This window comes from Luteitalea pratensis (assembly GCF_001618865.1).
GTDB lineage: Bacteria > Acidobacteriota > Vicinamibacteria > Vicinamibacterales > Vicinamibacteraceae > Luteitalea > Luteitalea pratensis.
Window position 1 is genome coordinate 4,456,207 of sequence record NZ_CP015136.1, and the last position, 14,862, is coordinate 4,471,068.

14 protein-coding genes and 1 tRNA gene are annotated in these 14,862 nt (G+C 67.9%); 10 read left to right on the top strand and 5 right to left on the bottom strand.

Annotated elements, in window-relative coordinates; translation table 11 throughout:
- The first annotated feature begins 134 nt into the window (after positions 1 to 134).
- The 5 genes from LuPra_RS18360 to LuPra_RS33955 all read left to right on the top strand — a co-directional run bounded on the left by LuPra_RS18360 (position 135) and on the right by LuPra_RS33955 (position 5,602).
- Positions 135 to 1,472, top strand: a complete 1,338-nt coding sequence (locus LuPra_RS18360; protein ID WP_110172092.1) for a hypothetical protein — start codon at positions 135 to 137, stop codon at positions 1,470 to 1,472.
- 57 nt (positions 1,473 to 1,529) lie between these two features.
- The gene (locus tag LuPra_RS18365) at positions 1,530 to 1,892 is read left to right on the top strand and encodes a hypothetical protein (protein WP_157899365.1); all 363 of its coding nucleotides are present in this window, start codon (positions 1,530 to 1,532) and stop codon (positions 1,890 to 1,892) included.
- 586 nt (positions 1,893 to 2,478) lie between these two features.
- The gene (locus LuPra_RS18370; protein ID WP_157899366.1) at positions 2,479 to 4,092 is read left to right on the top strand and encodes a hybrid sensor histidine kinase/response regulator; all 1,614 of its coding nucleotides are present in this window, start codon (positions 2,479 to 2,481) and stop codon (positions 4,090 to 4,092) included.
- 21 nt (positions 4,093 to 4,113) lie between these two features.
- Complete coding sequence (locus LuPra_RS18375; protein ID WP_110172095.1) at positions 4,114 to 5,118, top strand: acetamidase/formamidase family protein; 1,005 nt, start codon at positions 4,114 to 4,116, stop codon at positions 5,116 to 5,118.
- A 349-nt stretch (positions 5,119 to 5,467) separates the two neighbouring features.
- Positions 5,468 to 5,602 carry a hypothetical protein gene (locus LuPra_RS33955; RefSeq protein WP_257724465.1) on the top strand — a complete coding sequence of 45 codons (135 nt, stop codon included), beginning with the start codon at positions 5,468 to 5,470 and terminating at the stop codon, positions 5,600 to 5,602.
- A gap of 265 nt (positions 5,603 to 5,867) precedes the next feature.
- Here LuPra_RS33955 and LuPra_RS18380 read toward each other — a convergent pair.
- A tRNA-Pro gene (locus LuPra_RS18380) sits at positions 5,868 to 5,944 on the bottom strand.
- A 130-nt stretch (positions 5,945 to 6,074) separates the two neighbouring features.
- Between LuPra_RS18380 and LuPra_RS18385 the strand changes: the two genes are divergently transcribed.
- The gene (locus tag LuPra_RS18385; protein ID WP_110172096.1) at positions 6,075 to 6,260 is read left to right on the top strand and encodes a hypothetical protein; all 186 of its coding nucleotides are present in this window, start codon (positions 6,075 to 6,077) and stop codon (positions 6,258 to 6,260) included.
- Here the strand turns inward: LuPra_RS18385 and surE are convergent.
- Positions 6,248 to 7,012 (bottom strand): 5'/3'-nucleotidase SurE, encoded by a 765-nt coding sequence (gene surE / locus LuPra_RS18390; protein WP_110172097.1) that lies wholly within the window; start codon positions 7,010 to 7,012, stop codon positions 6,248 to 6,250. The genes LuPra_RS18385 and surE overlap by 13 nt on opposite strands.
- A gap of 132 nt (positions 7,013 to 7,144) precedes the next feature.
- On the opposite strand from surE, the gene hemH reads away from it, so the two are divergent.
- Entirely contained in the window at positions 7,145 to 8,173 is a 1,029-nt protein-coding gene (gene hemH / locus LuPra_RS18395; protein WP_110172098.1) for a ferrochelatase, read from the top strand.
- 141 nt (positions 8,174 to 8,314) lie between these two features.
- Here the strand turns inward: hemH and LuPra_RS18400 are convergent, their stop codons facing one another.
- Genes LuPra_RS18400 through LuPra_RS18410 form a run of 3 tightly spaced genes read right to left on the bottom strand, consistent with a single transcriptional unit; the run spans position 8,315 to position 10,547 of the window.
- The gene (locus LuPra_RS18400; RefSeq protein WP_110172099.1) at positions 8,315 to 8,743 is read right to left on the bottom strand and encodes a BrxA/BrxB family bacilliredoxin; all 429 of its coding nucleotides are present in this window, start codon (positions 8,741 to 8,743) and stop codon (positions 8,315 to 8,317) included.
- A 50-nt stretch (positions 8,744 to 8,793) separates the two neighbouring features.
- A complete protein-coding gene (locus LuPra_RS18405; protein WP_110172100.1) occupies positions 8,794 to 9,813 on the bottom strand; it encodes an ATP-grasp domain-containing protein in 1,020 nt (339 codons plus the stop codon).
- A complete protein-coding gene (locus tag LuPra_RS18410; RefSeq protein WP_157899368.1) occupies positions 9,810 to 10,547 on the bottom strand; it encodes a TerC family protein in 738 nt (245 codons plus the stop codon). Before LuPra_RS18410 ends, LuPra_RS18405 begins: the two co-directional genes overlap by 4 nt.
- A gap of 185 nt (positions 10,548 to 10,732) precedes the next feature.
- Between LuPra_RS18410 and LuPra_RS18415 the strand changes: the two genes are divergently transcribed.
- The 3 genes from LuPra_RS18415 to clpB all read left to right on the top strand — a co-directional run bounded on the left by LuPra_RS18415 (position 10,733) and on the right by clpB (position 14,831).
- The gene (locus LuPra_RS18415; RefSeq protein WP_110172102.1) at positions 10,733 to 11,104 is read left to right on the top strand and encodes a MerR family transcriptional regulator; all 372 of its coding nucleotides are present in this window, start codon (positions 10,733 to 10,735) and stop codon (positions 11,102 to 11,104) included.
- Positions 11,105 to 11,117: 13 nt separating this feature from the next.
- Positions 11,118 to 12,113, top strand: coding sequence for a DnaJ C-terminal domain-containing protein (locus LuPra_RS18420; protein WP_110172103.1), 996 nt, complete (start codon positions 11,118 to 11,120; stop codon positions 12,111 to 12,113).
- Between the two features lie 108 nt (positions 12,114 to 12,221).
- Positions 12,222 to 14,831 (top strand): ATP-dependent chaperone ClpB, encoded by a 2,610-nt coding sequence (gene clpB / locus LuPra_RS18425; RefSeq protein WP_110172104.1) that lies wholly within the window; start codon positions 12,222 to 12,224, stop codon positions 14,829 to 14,831.
- The last annotated feature ends 31 nt before the right edge of the window (positions 14,832 to 14,862 follow it).

A 14,862-nucleotide genomic window follows, 5' to 3' on the forward strand; every position in this document is an offset into this window, starting at 1 on the left:
GTTCGAAAGGCCTTCAGGCCAGCCCATTCACGCCTGTCGCGCCCTGGCGCAGCCTTTGCCTTGCCGGGGAGTGGACGTGCGGGAGGTTGGCCCGCTCCATTTCCGGTGGCGCCGCTGCCGGAGAGGAGGCGTCCATGTGTCGAATCCCGCAGGCGGTCGCGACCGCCCTGCTGCTGCTCGTGCCCGGTCTCTGTGCCGCGCAGAGCGTGAACATGGGAAGCACATTCCACCGACTGGAGGCACGAGCCAGACGCGTGACTACCACCTTCCCCGATGTCGTGATCGACGTGCGCCGCGGCGACGACCAGACGATGGAGGCGATTCTTCGGAGCCGCGCAGAGGGCGTGGAGGGCGGGCGGCTGCACGTGAGCACGGCGTCACGCCGGGTGCAATGGCGACGTGCGGCGGGCGACGATCGACTTTCGGAGTTCGCGCTGCCCGACCAGGCGATCGTCGGTCTCGATTGGGCGGCCTTCCAGTTGTACGCCTTGCACGTGGACGAGGCCGCCTCCAACGGCGGTGCACTCGATGTCACGGGTGATGAAGGCGCGTGGGACGGTCACCTCCGGCGCAGTCGTCGTGCGCTCGGTCGCGGACTGTCTGCCGGGCAACTGGGGACTCGCGTCGAACAGGTCGAAACCGAGTTCGACGGGATCATCGTCCGTGCGGAGCTGGACCGGCACGTCCGCGTGAAGAGTCCCGGTAAGCGCATCGACTATTCGCGCTTCACCGCGACGATCGTGGACCCGCAGTCGGGCGCACCGCGCGGTTTCGTGCGCTGGTTCGACACCGCGCAGGTCCTCACCTGGAAGGTCGAGGGCGGTAGCCAGGGCGTGATCCTCCCCGAGCGACTCCCCGGCGGCTGGACGTTCACGCCGACCATGGCCTGGGCCAATGTGCAGGCATACCAGTTCGCGACCCAGGCCGCGAAGACACTCGAGCCCGACGAGCCGTTTGCCGGCCTTGCTGGCGCCTTGCTGGGCAAGCCTGTCGCGCCGACGCCGTTCCTGCAGATTGCCAGGGCAGTGGCGCCGCTGCCTTCAGCCGCACTCGCCGTATCGGGCGCCGTTGCGCGCAACGTCATGGCCGACGTGCCGGCGCTCGACGGCACGTGGATGCGCGGATGGTCATTCGGGGCGCGCGGTGGCGCCGTGGTGGTCAACGAACCCGGGTGCGACAACCTCCATTGGCTCGATGGCTCCATCTTCCGCGCCTGCTGCGACCAACACGATCGCTGCTACGAGGCCAACGGGTGCAGTGCCTCCAGCTGGTGGTGGCCGTTCTCGGGAAGCTGGTCCTGCGAGCGCTGCAACGCGGGGGCCGTGTACTGCTTCTGCACCGTGTCCAACCCGGCCTACTGTGGTGGCGCCGCGGTCGGATCAGGCGGTGACGGCGGCGCGGGTGGTGGCGGCTGCAGTTCGGTGGCCGGTGGCTTCTGTCCGATCGAGTGCATGACGTGCCAGTCACGGTGATGGTGATGCGCCTCACCTGAGGGGCAGTCGACGTTTCGCGGCGTTGGAGGGCAGGCGATGACCGCAGGGGGCACAGCAGTGGCGGTGCTGGCGTGGCTGATCGGCGTGGTCGTGCTCGGGTTCGACTGGCAGGGTCACGAGCGCGCGCCGGGCGTGTGGGCTGACGGAGTGTCGCTGACGCAATGGTCGGTGTGCTGGGTCCTGCTGGCCCTGCTGGCCGTCGCCACGGGCAGGCTCTTGCGGGGCTGGGCGGTGCGCCTGCTCGCGCTGCTGCCCCTCGCCGCCTGGATCGTCTGGCAGTTGCGAAACAGCACGCTCGGCCCGATTCCGATGGTCATCTACCTGGTCCCGACAATCGTCGCCTGGTGCGCAGGACTGATTGCCGGGAGCACCGCGCGGCAATGGCTGGCACGTCCGTGAAGACTCGTGAGACATGAGCAAGAACAACAACGTCCAGTGCCTTGCCCACCGCCACGCTGGGCATCCCGACGCTTCGCGACTCGCGCGCCGGGATGCCCGTGATCCGCGCCTCGGCACACCCGGAACCGCGGGAAGGCGCCGACTCCGGCGGCCCTTCCTTCATGTGCCCGAGATGCAAGTCGTCGACGTGCCGCTGGTAGCGCGCCCGCGACCACCCACCGGCTGAACTGCGCTGTGTCTTCTCGTTCGCGATCGTCTCGGCTCGCTACCGTGCCTGTGGCGCAGGACGAACAGCCGGGCGGTATTCGTGTTCACGACGAGCGCCGCGTACGTCGAGAACTGCTCGGCCATCCGTGCCAGCGGGAACTGGTGCGGCTCCTCGTCCACGTACAGCCTGTGTCTGAACCGTCGAGCCGGAGCGTAGCAGCCTACCCACGCCCGTCGGTCCACGGCGTGATCCTTCGCGAAGCGCGTGCCCCACGGAAGTCGGCACCTGAGCCGTAAGGAGAGCCCGACGGATGGGTCGCCCGAGCGGGTGATTCCCGGTACACTGCTGTCGCGCCTGCATCCTGATGACCGCAGACCGATGATTCCGCCGCAAGCGAAAGGTACGTTTTTTCCGTTCGACACGGCCCAGGCCGCAGTCGTGGAGTCGCTGCCGATCATCCTCTGGACAATCGGAACCGACGGCCACGTCGAGCACCTGAACGCCGCGGCGCGCGAGTGCACAGGGCTGACCGACGCCGCCGATTTCGAGCGCGCGGTGCACCCTGACGACCTGTCGGCACACCGGGAGCGCTGCGCGGGGGCGGTGCTTCGAGGCGAACAGCACGACGGGCGCTGTCGCCTTCACCGCGCGTCGGACGGCTCGTGGCGCTGGCATACCGTGCGGGTCGTGCCCATCCGCGACGCCGACGGTGCGGTCGTGTACGCGGTGGGGACCGCCATCGACGATCACGAACGGCATGCCCTCGTGCAGGCCAACCAGGCCTTGCTGGCCTCGGAGCAGCGGGCCTTGCGCGCCGCCGAGGACGCCGCCCGCATGAAGGACGAGTTCCTCGCCGCCCTGGGCCATGAGTTGCGCACGCCGCTCAATGCCATCGCGGGCTGGACCAGCCTTCTCAAGCGCGGCATCTCCGGAGCGGAGGCGGCGCGCGCCATCGAAGTCATCGAACGCAACTCGCAGGTGCAGCGCGACTTGATCGGCCGCATGCTCGATGCCAGCCGCATCCTGTCCGGCCATGTTCGGCTGGATTTGCAGGTGCTGTTCCTCGAGGACGAGGTGACGCTCGGCGTCGAGTCGATCCGTGCGGAGGTCGAGGCGCGCGGACTGTCAATCCGCACGGACGTGACCACGCCACGAACGGCCGTGAATGCCGACCCGGCGCGGCTCCAACAGGTGATCGGCCACCTCCTCGACAACGCGGTCCGGTTCACGCCGCACGGCGGGCAGATTCTGGTCAGGCAATGGCTGCAGGACGGGTCCGTGCACCTCGCCGTGTCCGACACCGGGAGCGGGATCGAGCCGGCGTTCCTGCCGGTCGTGTTCGACCGCTTCCGCGCCGGCGACGCCGCGGCGGCACATCGGCATGGCGGCCTGGGCCTCGGCCTGTCCATCGTCCGGCACCTGGTACAGATGCACGGCGGGCAGGTGGAGGCCGCCAGCGAAGGCCCCGGCCTCGGCGCGACCTTCACCTTTTTGCTCCCCGTCGTCGAAGCGGAAGGCGATGGAGACCTGTCGGGATCCACCGCCGCCCGGGCCACCGAGGACACGACGACGCTTCGCGGCCTGTCCATCCTGGTGATCGAGGACGATCCGGATTCTCGGGAGATGCTCAGCGTCCTGCTCGAAAACGTCGGTGCGGTGCCCGTTGCGGCCGGCACGGTCGGCGAAGGGCTTCGCCTGCTCGGCGACCTGGAGATCGACGTCGTCCTGAGTGACATCGGCATGCCGGGACGCGACGGCTTCGACCTGATTCGAGCCCTGCGCGCGTTCCCCAACCCGCGCGTCCAGCAGGCGCCGGCCCTGGCCGTGACCGCATTCTCGCGCGACGAGGATCGAGAACGGATCCTCGCGGCCGGTTTCGACGCGCACGTCGGCAAGCCGGTGGAGCCGCGTGAACTGTTTGCCGCGATCGGCGAGGCGGCAAGACGGCGGGCCGACCGAACCGATCATGTGGCCGACGCGCCTGATCCCTGAGCGCGATACGACCGCGATACCATGCGCGGCATGCGCCTCATCACCAGCCTGGCCCTTGCCGCCGTCATGTGTGCGTCGACGATCGCCGGCGCCGAAGTGCATCGCTTCACCCCCACGTCCGGAACGCCGACCTTCGCGGTGCGCGAACCAGTCCTTCGCATCAAGCCTGGCGACGTCGTCGAGTCGAACACCTTCTCGGCGCCCGGCGACTACTACGAACGGACGGGCGGACCGTGGCCTGGCGAGGTCGGCCCGTTCTTCATCGAGGGGCTGACGCCGTCGGACACGCTGATCGTGAAGATCGTCCGCTTGCGACCCAATCGCGACACGGCAATTTCTGCGGTGGTCCCCAACGGCATCAGCGCGGTCGCCGGCGACAACCGCACGCGCATCCTGAACGACCCGCTGCCGGCCCGCCGCTTCGTCTGGCAACTGGATCGGACGCGCAATGTCGGCATCCTCGACCTGCCCAATTCGGCGAGCAAGCGGATCGAGTTGCCGCTGCGGCCGATGCTGGGCCGCGTGGCGGTCGCCCCGGCCGGGCAGGAAGCCTGGGGCGGGCTGTGGCCCGGCAACTTCGGCGGCAACATGGACGCGTCGGACGTGCGCGAGGGCGCGACCGTCTACCTGCCCGTGTTCCACGAAGGAGGCTACTTCTACTTCGGCGACGGGCACGCGCTGCAGGGCGACGGCGAGATCGTCGGCTCCGGCCTCGAGACGACGATGGACGTGACGCTGCAGTTCGACATCATCAAGGGCCAGAAGATTGCGTGGCCGCGGATCGAGGACGACACCCACATCATGGTGGCCGGCAGCATCCGCCCGCTCGTCGACGCATTTCGCATCGCGCAGGTCGAGTTGATCCAGTGGCTGGTGGACGACTACGGCTTCGACAAGATGGAGGCCTACCAAGTCGTGTCGCAGGCCGGCGTCAGCCGTATCGCCAACGTCGTCGATCCGAACTACACGGTCGTGGCGAAGTTCCCGAAGTCGGCGTTGCCGGCACGTGTGAAACGCACGCCCTGAGGGCAGGGGCCGCGAGGCCATGATCCAGCGGTCCGTGGGGCCGTTTCCGAGCCCAGGCTGCCCGGGTACTTGTGGAACAAGCTGCAGGACAAGAACGGGGACTTGTTCTTGCCGATCTACTCACAGGTCGGCTGGACGACCGTCTTCGACCACCAGACTGGCGTCAACACCATTGGCAATGGTCCCGTGATTGTTCCCAGGGGGCGGACGGTCTATTTCGAGACGCCGGCGAAGGTGTTCGGGCACGTGGCGCTCTCGCTCGGCGACGGCAGGTGCATCAGCCAGAACTCCGTGATGGACTTCCTTCAGAGCAGCGCTGGACGGCCCGAACGGCGACGAATGGCGAAAGATGAGCGTGGCCGAGACGCACATCCTTCCCATTCGCGAGATGCTCGATCACAAGTTCAGGCCCGATCACGGCTACCCGAGGCTCAAGATTTCCAACGGTCATTTCTGGGACACCATCTCGATCAAGGAGCGTTGATCGGCGGCATCGCCCGTGGGCCAAGCCTTGACCCGCATGGCGAGAATCCTGTCGATCCCCGGCGCTGTCCATCGGCTCGAGATCCTCGTTCGACGCCGATGTCCCGGGTCAGCGGCGACAACCTGAACGACGTGACAGAAAAGTGAGCGTGCGGCACGCGGAATCGCTGATGTTCGCAGCGACGCCGGCAGTGACCGGAGGCGGAGCTGTGCCGGCGCACGCCGACGCTCTCCGATGGGTCTTACTGAGGGATTATGAGGAATGTTGGTCGGGGCGAGAGGATTCGAACCTCCGACCTCTCGGTCCCGAACCGAGCGCTCTACCAGGCTGAGCCACGCCCCGACAACCTGGAGAGTCTACAACGACTCCCCCGCGGGCCGCAAATGACGGCGAGGACGGGTCAGTGAAAACCGGTTGGCCGGACCGGCAGTTCGGGTCTCACGTTCCGGCCCGGACCGCCGATTGGGACCGTATGACGGGCATTCCTTCCCTCGCCATCACGGGCAGCGACGCCACTGTCGCGGCCCGGACGGATCGCACGACCCTGGCGGTCAGCAAGGCGCTCCACGAGAAGAGGCGTGAAGCGCACGCCCTGGTCCGCCTCATCGAGGGTGCCGGCGCGTCCGGGAAGGGCCAGTTGGTGGACTACAAGGCCTGACCGCGGACCGACGCGCGCGCGACCAGTGCTGCGGTGCCTGCGACAGCGGCATGCGCCGTCAGGTCGGCGTGCAGCGGCGTCACCGAGATCAGGCCGGCCCTGACGGCTTCGTAGTCGGTGTCCCCGCCCGCTGCCCACTCCATACGCCCCTCGTCGAGCCAGAAGTACGGCCGCCCCCAGGGATCGTCGCGCCGCAGCACGTTGGTCGTGTGCGTACGGGCGGCCTGCACGGTGGTCGCCCAGCCGGTCGGTATCCCCTGCGGCACGTTCACGTTCAACAGCACGCGCGGCGGCAGTCCGTGCGCGAGCACCTCGCCGGCAACACTCGCGCCCGCTGCTGCGGCGTGGGTGAAGTCGTAGACCGCGCCGCGCTGCATCGAGACGGCCACCGCCGGCACGCCCATGAGCAGGCCCTCGAGTGCCCCGCCAATCGTGCCCGAATACGTCACGTCGTCGCCGACGTTCCATCCCTTGTTGATGCCGGAGATCACGAGATCGGGCAGGCGCCCGCCGAGTACCGCGGCAACGGCGATGTTGACGCAATCGGCGGGAGTGCCGTCGACGGCATGGACGTCCGGACCCACGTCACGGAGGCGGAGTGGCCGCGCCAGGGTGAGCGCGTGACCGATGGCACTGGCCTCTCCGACCGGGGCGCAGACGATCACGCGGCCAAACGGCCGGAGCGCTGCAGCCAGCGCGTGAATCCCCTCGGACTCGACGCCATCGTCGTTGGTAAGCAGAATGGTACTCATCTGGATCTCGGGAGTCGGGAGTCGGGAGTCGGGAGTCGGGAGTCGGGAGTCGAGGACGCGGATTGCGGATCGGGAGTCGCCGGCCGGGCGTGCACCAGTCCTGGCGCGCTACGAGGACTATTATCGGGGGACATGCCTGCGCCGTTCGACGCCGTCCTGCTCGTCTCGTTCGGGGGTCCCCAAGGGCCCGACGACATCCGTCCCTTCCTTGCCAACGTGCTGCGGGGCCGGCGCATCCCGCCCCAGCGCATCGAGGAGGTCGCCCATCACTACGAGCTGTTCGGCGGCGTCTCGCCGATCACGCAGTACACGAACGACCAGGCGGAAGGGCTCCGTCAGCACCTGGCGGGACGGGGTCTCGTACTGCCCGTCTATGTCGGGATGCGCAACTGGACGCCGCTGCTGCCCGACGTGCTGGCGCAGATGGCGCAGGATGGCGTACGGCGCGCGATTGGTGTCGTGGCCGCCGCACACCGCTCCTACTCGAGTTGCACGCAGTACCGGCACAACGTCCTGCAGGCCCGCGAGGCGGTGTTTGCCGCCGGCAGGACACCCGTCGACGTCACCTACGTCGGCGATTGGCACCTGCATGAGGGCTTCCTGACGGCGGTCGCCGATCTCGTTGTCGTCGCCCGCGACACGCTGCCGCCCGGTGTGCAGGGCACGGCGCGGCTGGTGTTCACGGCCCATAGCGTGCCGACGACGATGGCTGGCGCCGAGGCCTATCGGCTGCAATTGCGGAACTCCGCTGCCGAAGTCGCACGGCGGCTCGGCATCAACGACTGGGATCTCGTCTTCCAGAGCCGCAGTGGCCGCCCCGAGGATCCGTGGCTGGCTCCCGACGTCAACGACTACCTGCGCCAGCAACACGCACGGGGTGGGCTGCAGGCCGTGATTCTCAGCCCGATCGGCTTTGTCTGCGATCACATCGAGGTGTTGTACGACCTCGACCACGAGGCACGGGAGACCTGCGACGCGCTCGGCCTGCCGATGGTCCGCGCCTCCGCCGTCAACGCGCACCCGGCGTTCGTCGATGCGCTGGCCGACATGGTGGTCCGCACGTGGGAGATGTACAAGCGTGGCCGCCCGCTGACGCTGGTGCATCCGGACCACCCCGACGCCCTGGAATTGCCTCCGCCCGTCTCGCCTACGGTGAGGTAGGGACGGCCGTCCCGGCCGTCCATGGCAGCGCCCAGCTCCACGTTCACTGCGGAGATGGACCGCTCGGAGAGCGGTCCCTACCTTCGTAGGCCGGTACCCGGTACCCGGTACCCGGTACCCGTTACCCGTTACCCGATCTGCTCACGCGTTCTGCGTCGCGCAGTACTTGTCGAAGGCAGCCGTCAACGCCGCGGCGATGCCATCGGCGGTGTTCCCCTCGATCTGGTGTCGCTCCATCATGTAGATGAGCTTGCCGTCGCGGAGCAGGCCCACCGAGGGCGACGAGGGCGGGTAGCCGGTGAAGTACGAGCGCGCCCGGTCGGTCGCCTCGATGTCGGCGCCCGCGAACACGGTCACCGCGCGATCGGGCCTGGTGGCGTGCTGCATGGCACGCGCGATACCCGGGCGCGCCTTGCCGGCCGCGCAACCGCAGACCGAGTTGACGACGACCAGCGTGGTGCCCTTCTCGGTCACGGCGCGGTCCACATCGGGCGCAGTGCGGAGTTCGGTGAAACCGACGTCGGTGAGCTCTTCGCGCATCGGCGCGATCAGGAATTCAGGGTACGGCATGGGTCTTGGTGCTCCTTCATGGGGCCAGGCCCCTAGCATATATGTATGTATCAGATCGCCGCGGCCACACGCCGCAGCGCGCGGGCCTCGGCATGGGCCGCGACCAGGACGTCGACAAACGGCACCCACGGATCGAAGCCGATCACGGCCGGGGCATCGGCGACGAAGTTCGACAACGCATTCAGATCGTAGAAGTACGGCCGCCCATCGCGGTCGTCCACGACATATTCGACGCCGCCGACGTCGAAGCCGGCCGCATCGGTCATCCTCACCACCGCCTCGATCATCTCCCGGGGCGGATGCGCCTGCGCAGCCCGAGTGCCGGTCGCTGCCGGCGTGATGGCGCAGTTGCCCCCGAGTTCCACCGGTCCGGGTGCTGACGTAACCGTTCCCGGTGGCGGCACTTCGCATGCGTCGGCCGGGCAGAGATTGAAGCTGTGACCGGAGACCGGCATGTGAATCGCGTAGAGGTACGCGTGGTTCAGCACCTCGACGCGCGTGATGTGACCACCACGTGCGGGAATGAACTCCTGCACGAGCCCAAGGTGATCGACACCGAAATCGAGTTGATCGGCTTGCACGGCGGCGCGGAGGTCCTCCTCGCGATCGAAGCGCAGGACGCCTGCGCCGCTGCCCCCCACGCTCGGCTTCACCACCACCGGCCAACGCAGTCCTTCCGTGGCGGCCAGCGCCTCGCTCGCGGCGTTGATCACCCGCGTCTTCGGGAACGGAAGGCCCAGGTCAGCCAGCAGCGCCATCTGGCGGACCTTGGAGATCTCGAAGCCATACGCCCTCGAGCCATTGATCACGCGGACCCCGCCTGCCTCGGCCGACTCGAGATACTGCAGCGTAGGAAGGATGCCGTGGCCGTGACCGCGCCGGTCAGCCGAGGGGCTCATGCGGTTGACCAGCAGGTCCGGCGCGGACTCGCGCGCGGCGGGATCGTGTTTCCAGTCGGGCACGAACCTGAGCGCCGCGGCATGAACGCGACGGTACGGAACGTCACGCGCATCGAGAGCCTCGAAGAGCCGGGCGAACCACGCCGGGTGCTCGTACAGGATGTCGATCATTCCGTAGGTTCCTTGAGCAGTTCCGCCGCGTCATCGGCAGACTCGCTGGACGCGACGGGGCCCTGATACCGGGCATAGACGTAGAACACTCCGAAGATCACGACGATGAGCCCGAGCGACAACCACCGCGGCACTTCGAAATGCAGGTACCCGAGTTGGTGCAGGTACTCGATCAGCAGCTTGATGCCGACCCACGCGATGATCACGAACGCCCCGTCCACGAGCGCCGGGAATCGCTGTACCACGCTCAGCAACTTGCCGATCAGGAGCCGCATCGCAACGATGCCGAGCAGGCCTCCCGTGATGATCACCCAGAGCTTGGGCGACATCGCCACGGCCACGAGGATCGAGTCGATCGCAAAGACGATGTCGGTCAACTCGACCTTGATCACAGTGGTCCAGAACGCACCCAGGCCGAGCCAGCTGGTCGCCGGCTTGATCGCGCGGCGTGCCTCGTGGTCGCCGCCACGGAAGTGCTGCAGCGGCAGCCACAGCAGGTACAGCGCGCCAACCAGCTTCACCCAGGACAACTGGATCATGTACGCCGCGAAGAACGTGGCCAGGGCGCGGAAGGCGAAGGCGCCCAGGATGCCGTACCGCAGCGCCTTTCGCTGCTGGTCCCGCGGCAGCGCCAGCACCAGGATGGCCAGGACCAGGGCGTTGTCGGCGCTGAGCAGGCCTTCGAGCAGGACGAGCAGCCCGATGGTCAGCAGGTCGGTTGGCGCGAAATTCACGATGCCTCGACTGCCCGTGCATCCGGACGGCATGTCCGGCGCACGCGCAGACCTCCAGTATGCGGCAAGCTCGGGCTCGCGCCTACCGACATGACGGACCGCTTCGGGGCACGTGGCTGAGTTGAGGCGATGCGCAGCATCATGTTGACACGATACGTATCAAGGCATACACTCGGTTCGTGTCAATGTCCGGCGACCGCTCTCGTACCCCGTCGGCGCCGGCGCAGGGCGATTTCCTGCTGATCAGCGTCGCCGCGCGACATCTCGGGATGCACCCGCAGACGCTGCGCAAGTACGAACGGCTTGGGCTCGTCCGCCCCACCCGCACGCTCGGCAGCATGCGCGTCTACTCGCGTGACGAACTCGAGCGGCTGCGGATCATCAAGCACCTGGTCGACGAGGCCGGCATCAACCTCGCCGGCGTACAACGCCTGCTCGAAGTGGTCGATGCCGTCCAGCGGATCAGGCCGCTGGCCAGCGGCACCGGCGGGTCGCGGGCGTCGGTCCGCCGGCTCACGCAGGAACTGGATCGCCTGAGCGCCATGCTCGGGCTCTGAGCAGGGAGGCGGCATGGAATTTCGCGACTACTACGCCACGCTGGGCGTGCCCAAGACCGCCTCCGAGAAGGAGATCAAGCAGGCCTTCCGTCGCCAGGCACGCAAGCATCACCCGGACGTGAATCCCGGCAACGCAGGAGCCGAGACGAAGTTCAAGGAGCTCAACGAGGCCTACGAGGTGCTCGGCGACCCCGAGAAGCGAAAGAAGTACGACGAGCTCGGGGCCAACTGGAAGGCCTACGAACAGGCGCAGAAGGCGGGCTTCGACCCACGCGCGGGCGGCGGCCCCTTCGGTGGGGGCGGGTGGGGGTTCGGCAGTGGGACGTCGTCGGGCGACGCGGGTGGCAGCGGCTATCGCACCGTCTCGCCCGAGGAGTTCCAGGAGATGTTCGGTGAGGGGGCCAACCCCTTCTCCGATTTCTTCACGACGTTCTTCGGTGGTGGCGGCCCGGACGCGAGTGCGCCACGCGCGCGCGGCGGGCGAGGGCGCCGGCAGCAGCACGACGTGACGCCGGAATACGAGGTCACCATCAGCCTCGAAGAGGCATTCAGCGGCACGACGCGCAAGGTGTCGCTCGGTGGGTCGGACCGGGAACGTTCGTTCGAGGTGCGCTTCCCCGCCGGCATCCGCGACGGCCAGAAGGTACGCGCGGCATCCGAAGGCGGTGACGTGTACTTCCGCGTCCGCCTGGCGCCACATGGGCGGTTCGAGGCGCGCGGCGAGCACGATCTCGCGACGCGAGTCCCGGTCACGATCCCCGTGGCCGTCCTGGGCGGCGAGGTCGAGGTCGCGCCGCTCGTCGGCGCGAGGATCAGGGCGAAGGTACCTCCGGGCACTCGCCAGGGCGCAGTCCTCCGCCTGCGCGGGCACGGTCGTCCCGTGCTCGGCAAGCCCGGCGAGCGAGGCGACCTCCTGGTCACGCTGGAGGTGCAGGTGCCCACGGAACTGACCCCGGAGGAACGCCGCCATTACGAGGCGCTGGCGGCGCTGCGCACGCAACCGGTGTAGGCGTCCGAGTTGTCCGACGCGCGGCGCTGAAACCACTGGCCGGACAAGTCCGGCCGCTACACAGGACGAGACCTGCCCGATCGACTCGACATCGACGGAGGGGAAACAATGAATCTGAACCGACTCACGGAAAAGGCCCAGGAGGCCGTCGTCGCCGCGCAGCAACTCGCGGCGCGACTCAATCATTCGCAGATCGATCCCGAACACCTGCTGTCCACGCTCGTGGCCCAGGAGAACGGCATCGTGCCGGCGGTGCTGCGCCGGATGCAGGTGGACCCGGTCGCCCTTGGCCGTGTCATCGAGCAGGACCTGAACAAGCGGCCGAAGGCGTACGGGGGCAGCGAGCCCGCCCTCGGCAGCCGCATGCGGACTCTGTTTGACGCCGCCGAGAAGGAAGCAGCGCAGCTCAAGGACGAATATCTCAGCACCGAGCACTTCCTGCTGGCGATCGCGGGCGAGGGCGGACGCACGCCCGGTGTCGTCGCACTCCAGGCCGTTGGCGCCACGCGCGATCGGATTCTCGAGACCCTCGTGTCGGTGCGCGGTACGCAGCGTGTCACCGACCAGAGCCCCGAGGCGAAGTACGAGGCACTCGAGAAGTACGGACGCGACCTCACGGCGCTTGCCCGGCAAGGCAAGCTCGATCCGGTGATCGGGCGAGACGACGAGATCCGCCGGGTCGTCCAGGTCCTGTCACGGCGCACCAAGAACAATCCGGTGCTGATCGGCGAACCCGGCGTCGGCAAGACGGCGATCGTCGAGGGCCTGGCGCAGCGCATCGTGCGCGGCGACGTGCCCGAAGGTCTCAAGGACAAGCGCATCGTCGCGCTCGACATGGGGTCGCTGGTGGCAGGAGCGAAGTACCGCGGCGAGTTCGAGGAACGCCTGAAGGCGGTGCTCCAGGAAATCGTCAATGCCGAGGGCGAGGTCGTCCTGTTCATCGACGAACTGCACACGGTGGTCGGGGCCGGCGCGGCCGAGGGCTCGCTCGACGCCTCCAACATGCTCAAGCCGATGCTCGCGCGCGGCGAGTTGCACACGATTGGCGCCACGACGCTCGACGAGTACCGGAAGCACATCGAGAAGGACGCCGCCCTGGAGCGCCGCTTCCAGCCAGTGCTGGTCGGCGAGCCCTCAGTCGAGGACACGATCAGCATCCTGCGCGGCTTGCGCGAGAAGTACGAACTGCATCACGGCGTGCGCCTCAAGGATGCCGCGCTCGTGGCCGCGGCCGTGCTGAGCCACCGTTACATCGCCGATCGGTTCCTTCCCGACAAGGCCATCGATCTCATCGACGAGGCCGCGTCGCGGCTGCGGATGGAAATCGATTCGATGCCGGCCGAGCTCGACGAAGTCTCGCGCCGCATCATGCAGCTCGAGATCGAGCGTGAGGCCTTGCGCAAGGAGACCGACCAGGCGTCGCAGGATCGGCTGACGAAGCTCGAACGCGAACTGGCCGACCTCAAGGAGCAGCGCACCCGTCTGCAGACGCAGTGGGAGCAGGAGAAGGCCGCGATCCAGGCGACGAGTGCGATCAAGGGCGAGATTGAGCAGGTTCGCCAGCAGATCGAACAGGCGCAGCGCGACGGCGACTACGCACGCGCCTCGGAACTGCAGTACGGGCGCCTGCCGGAACTCGAGCGTCGTCGCGAGGCCGAGGACGCACGACTCCATGGCCCGCAGCAGTCACCGCGGATGCTGAAGGAGGAGGTCGACGAAGAGGACATCGCGGAGGTGGTCAGCAAGTGGACGCACATCCCGCTGAGCCGTCTGATGGAGGGTGAGGTCCAGAAGCTGGTGCACATGGAGGATCGGCTGCACCACCGCGTCGTCGGCCAGGACGAGGCCATCCAGGCCGTCGCCAGCGCCATCAGGCGCGCCCGTGCGGGACTGCAGGATCCGAATCGGCCGCTGGGCAGCTTCGTGTTCCTCGGCCCCACCGGCGTCGGCAAGACCGAACTGGCGCGCGCGCTCGCCGAGTTCATGTTCGACGACGAGCACGCGATGATCCGCATCGACATGTCCGAGTACCAGGAGAAGCATGCCGTGTCGCGGTTGATCGGCGCGCCTCCCGGATATGTCGGGTACGACGAGGCGGGCCAGCTCACCGAAGCAGTGCGACGGCGCCCCTACGCGGTCGTGCTGTTCGACGAGGTGGAGAAGGCGCACCCCGAGGTCCTCAACGTCCTGCTGCAGGTGCTCGACGATGGGCGGCTGACCGATGGACGCGGACGGACGGTCGACTTCCGGAACACCGTGGTGATCATGACGTCCAACCTCGGCAGCCAGTATCTGGCCGAGCGGGCGATGCACGGCGGCTCGATCGACGAGGGCACGAGGCGCGAGGTGCTCGACGCGATGCGCCAGCACTTCCGGCCGGAGTTCATCAACCGGATCGACGAGATCATCGTCTTCCATCCGCTCGGACGCGAACACATGGGGCGGATCATCGACCTGCAGATGGCACGCCTGCTGGCCAGACTCGCGGAGCGCAAGATCGCGCTGCATCTCACCGAGGCCGCGCGGCTGGCGCTGGTCGACGAAGGCTACGACCCGCTGTACGGGGCGCGGCCGCTGAAGCGGACGCTGCAGAAGCGCGTGCTCGATCCGCTCGCCATGGCGGTGCTGCAGGGCGAGTTCCATGAGGGCGACGAGTTGACGCTGGATGTGGTCGACGGCGCCCTGCACTTCGCGAAACGCCAGGCGGTGGTGCACTGAGCATTACGTCTTCAGGTCTCAGGTCTCAGGT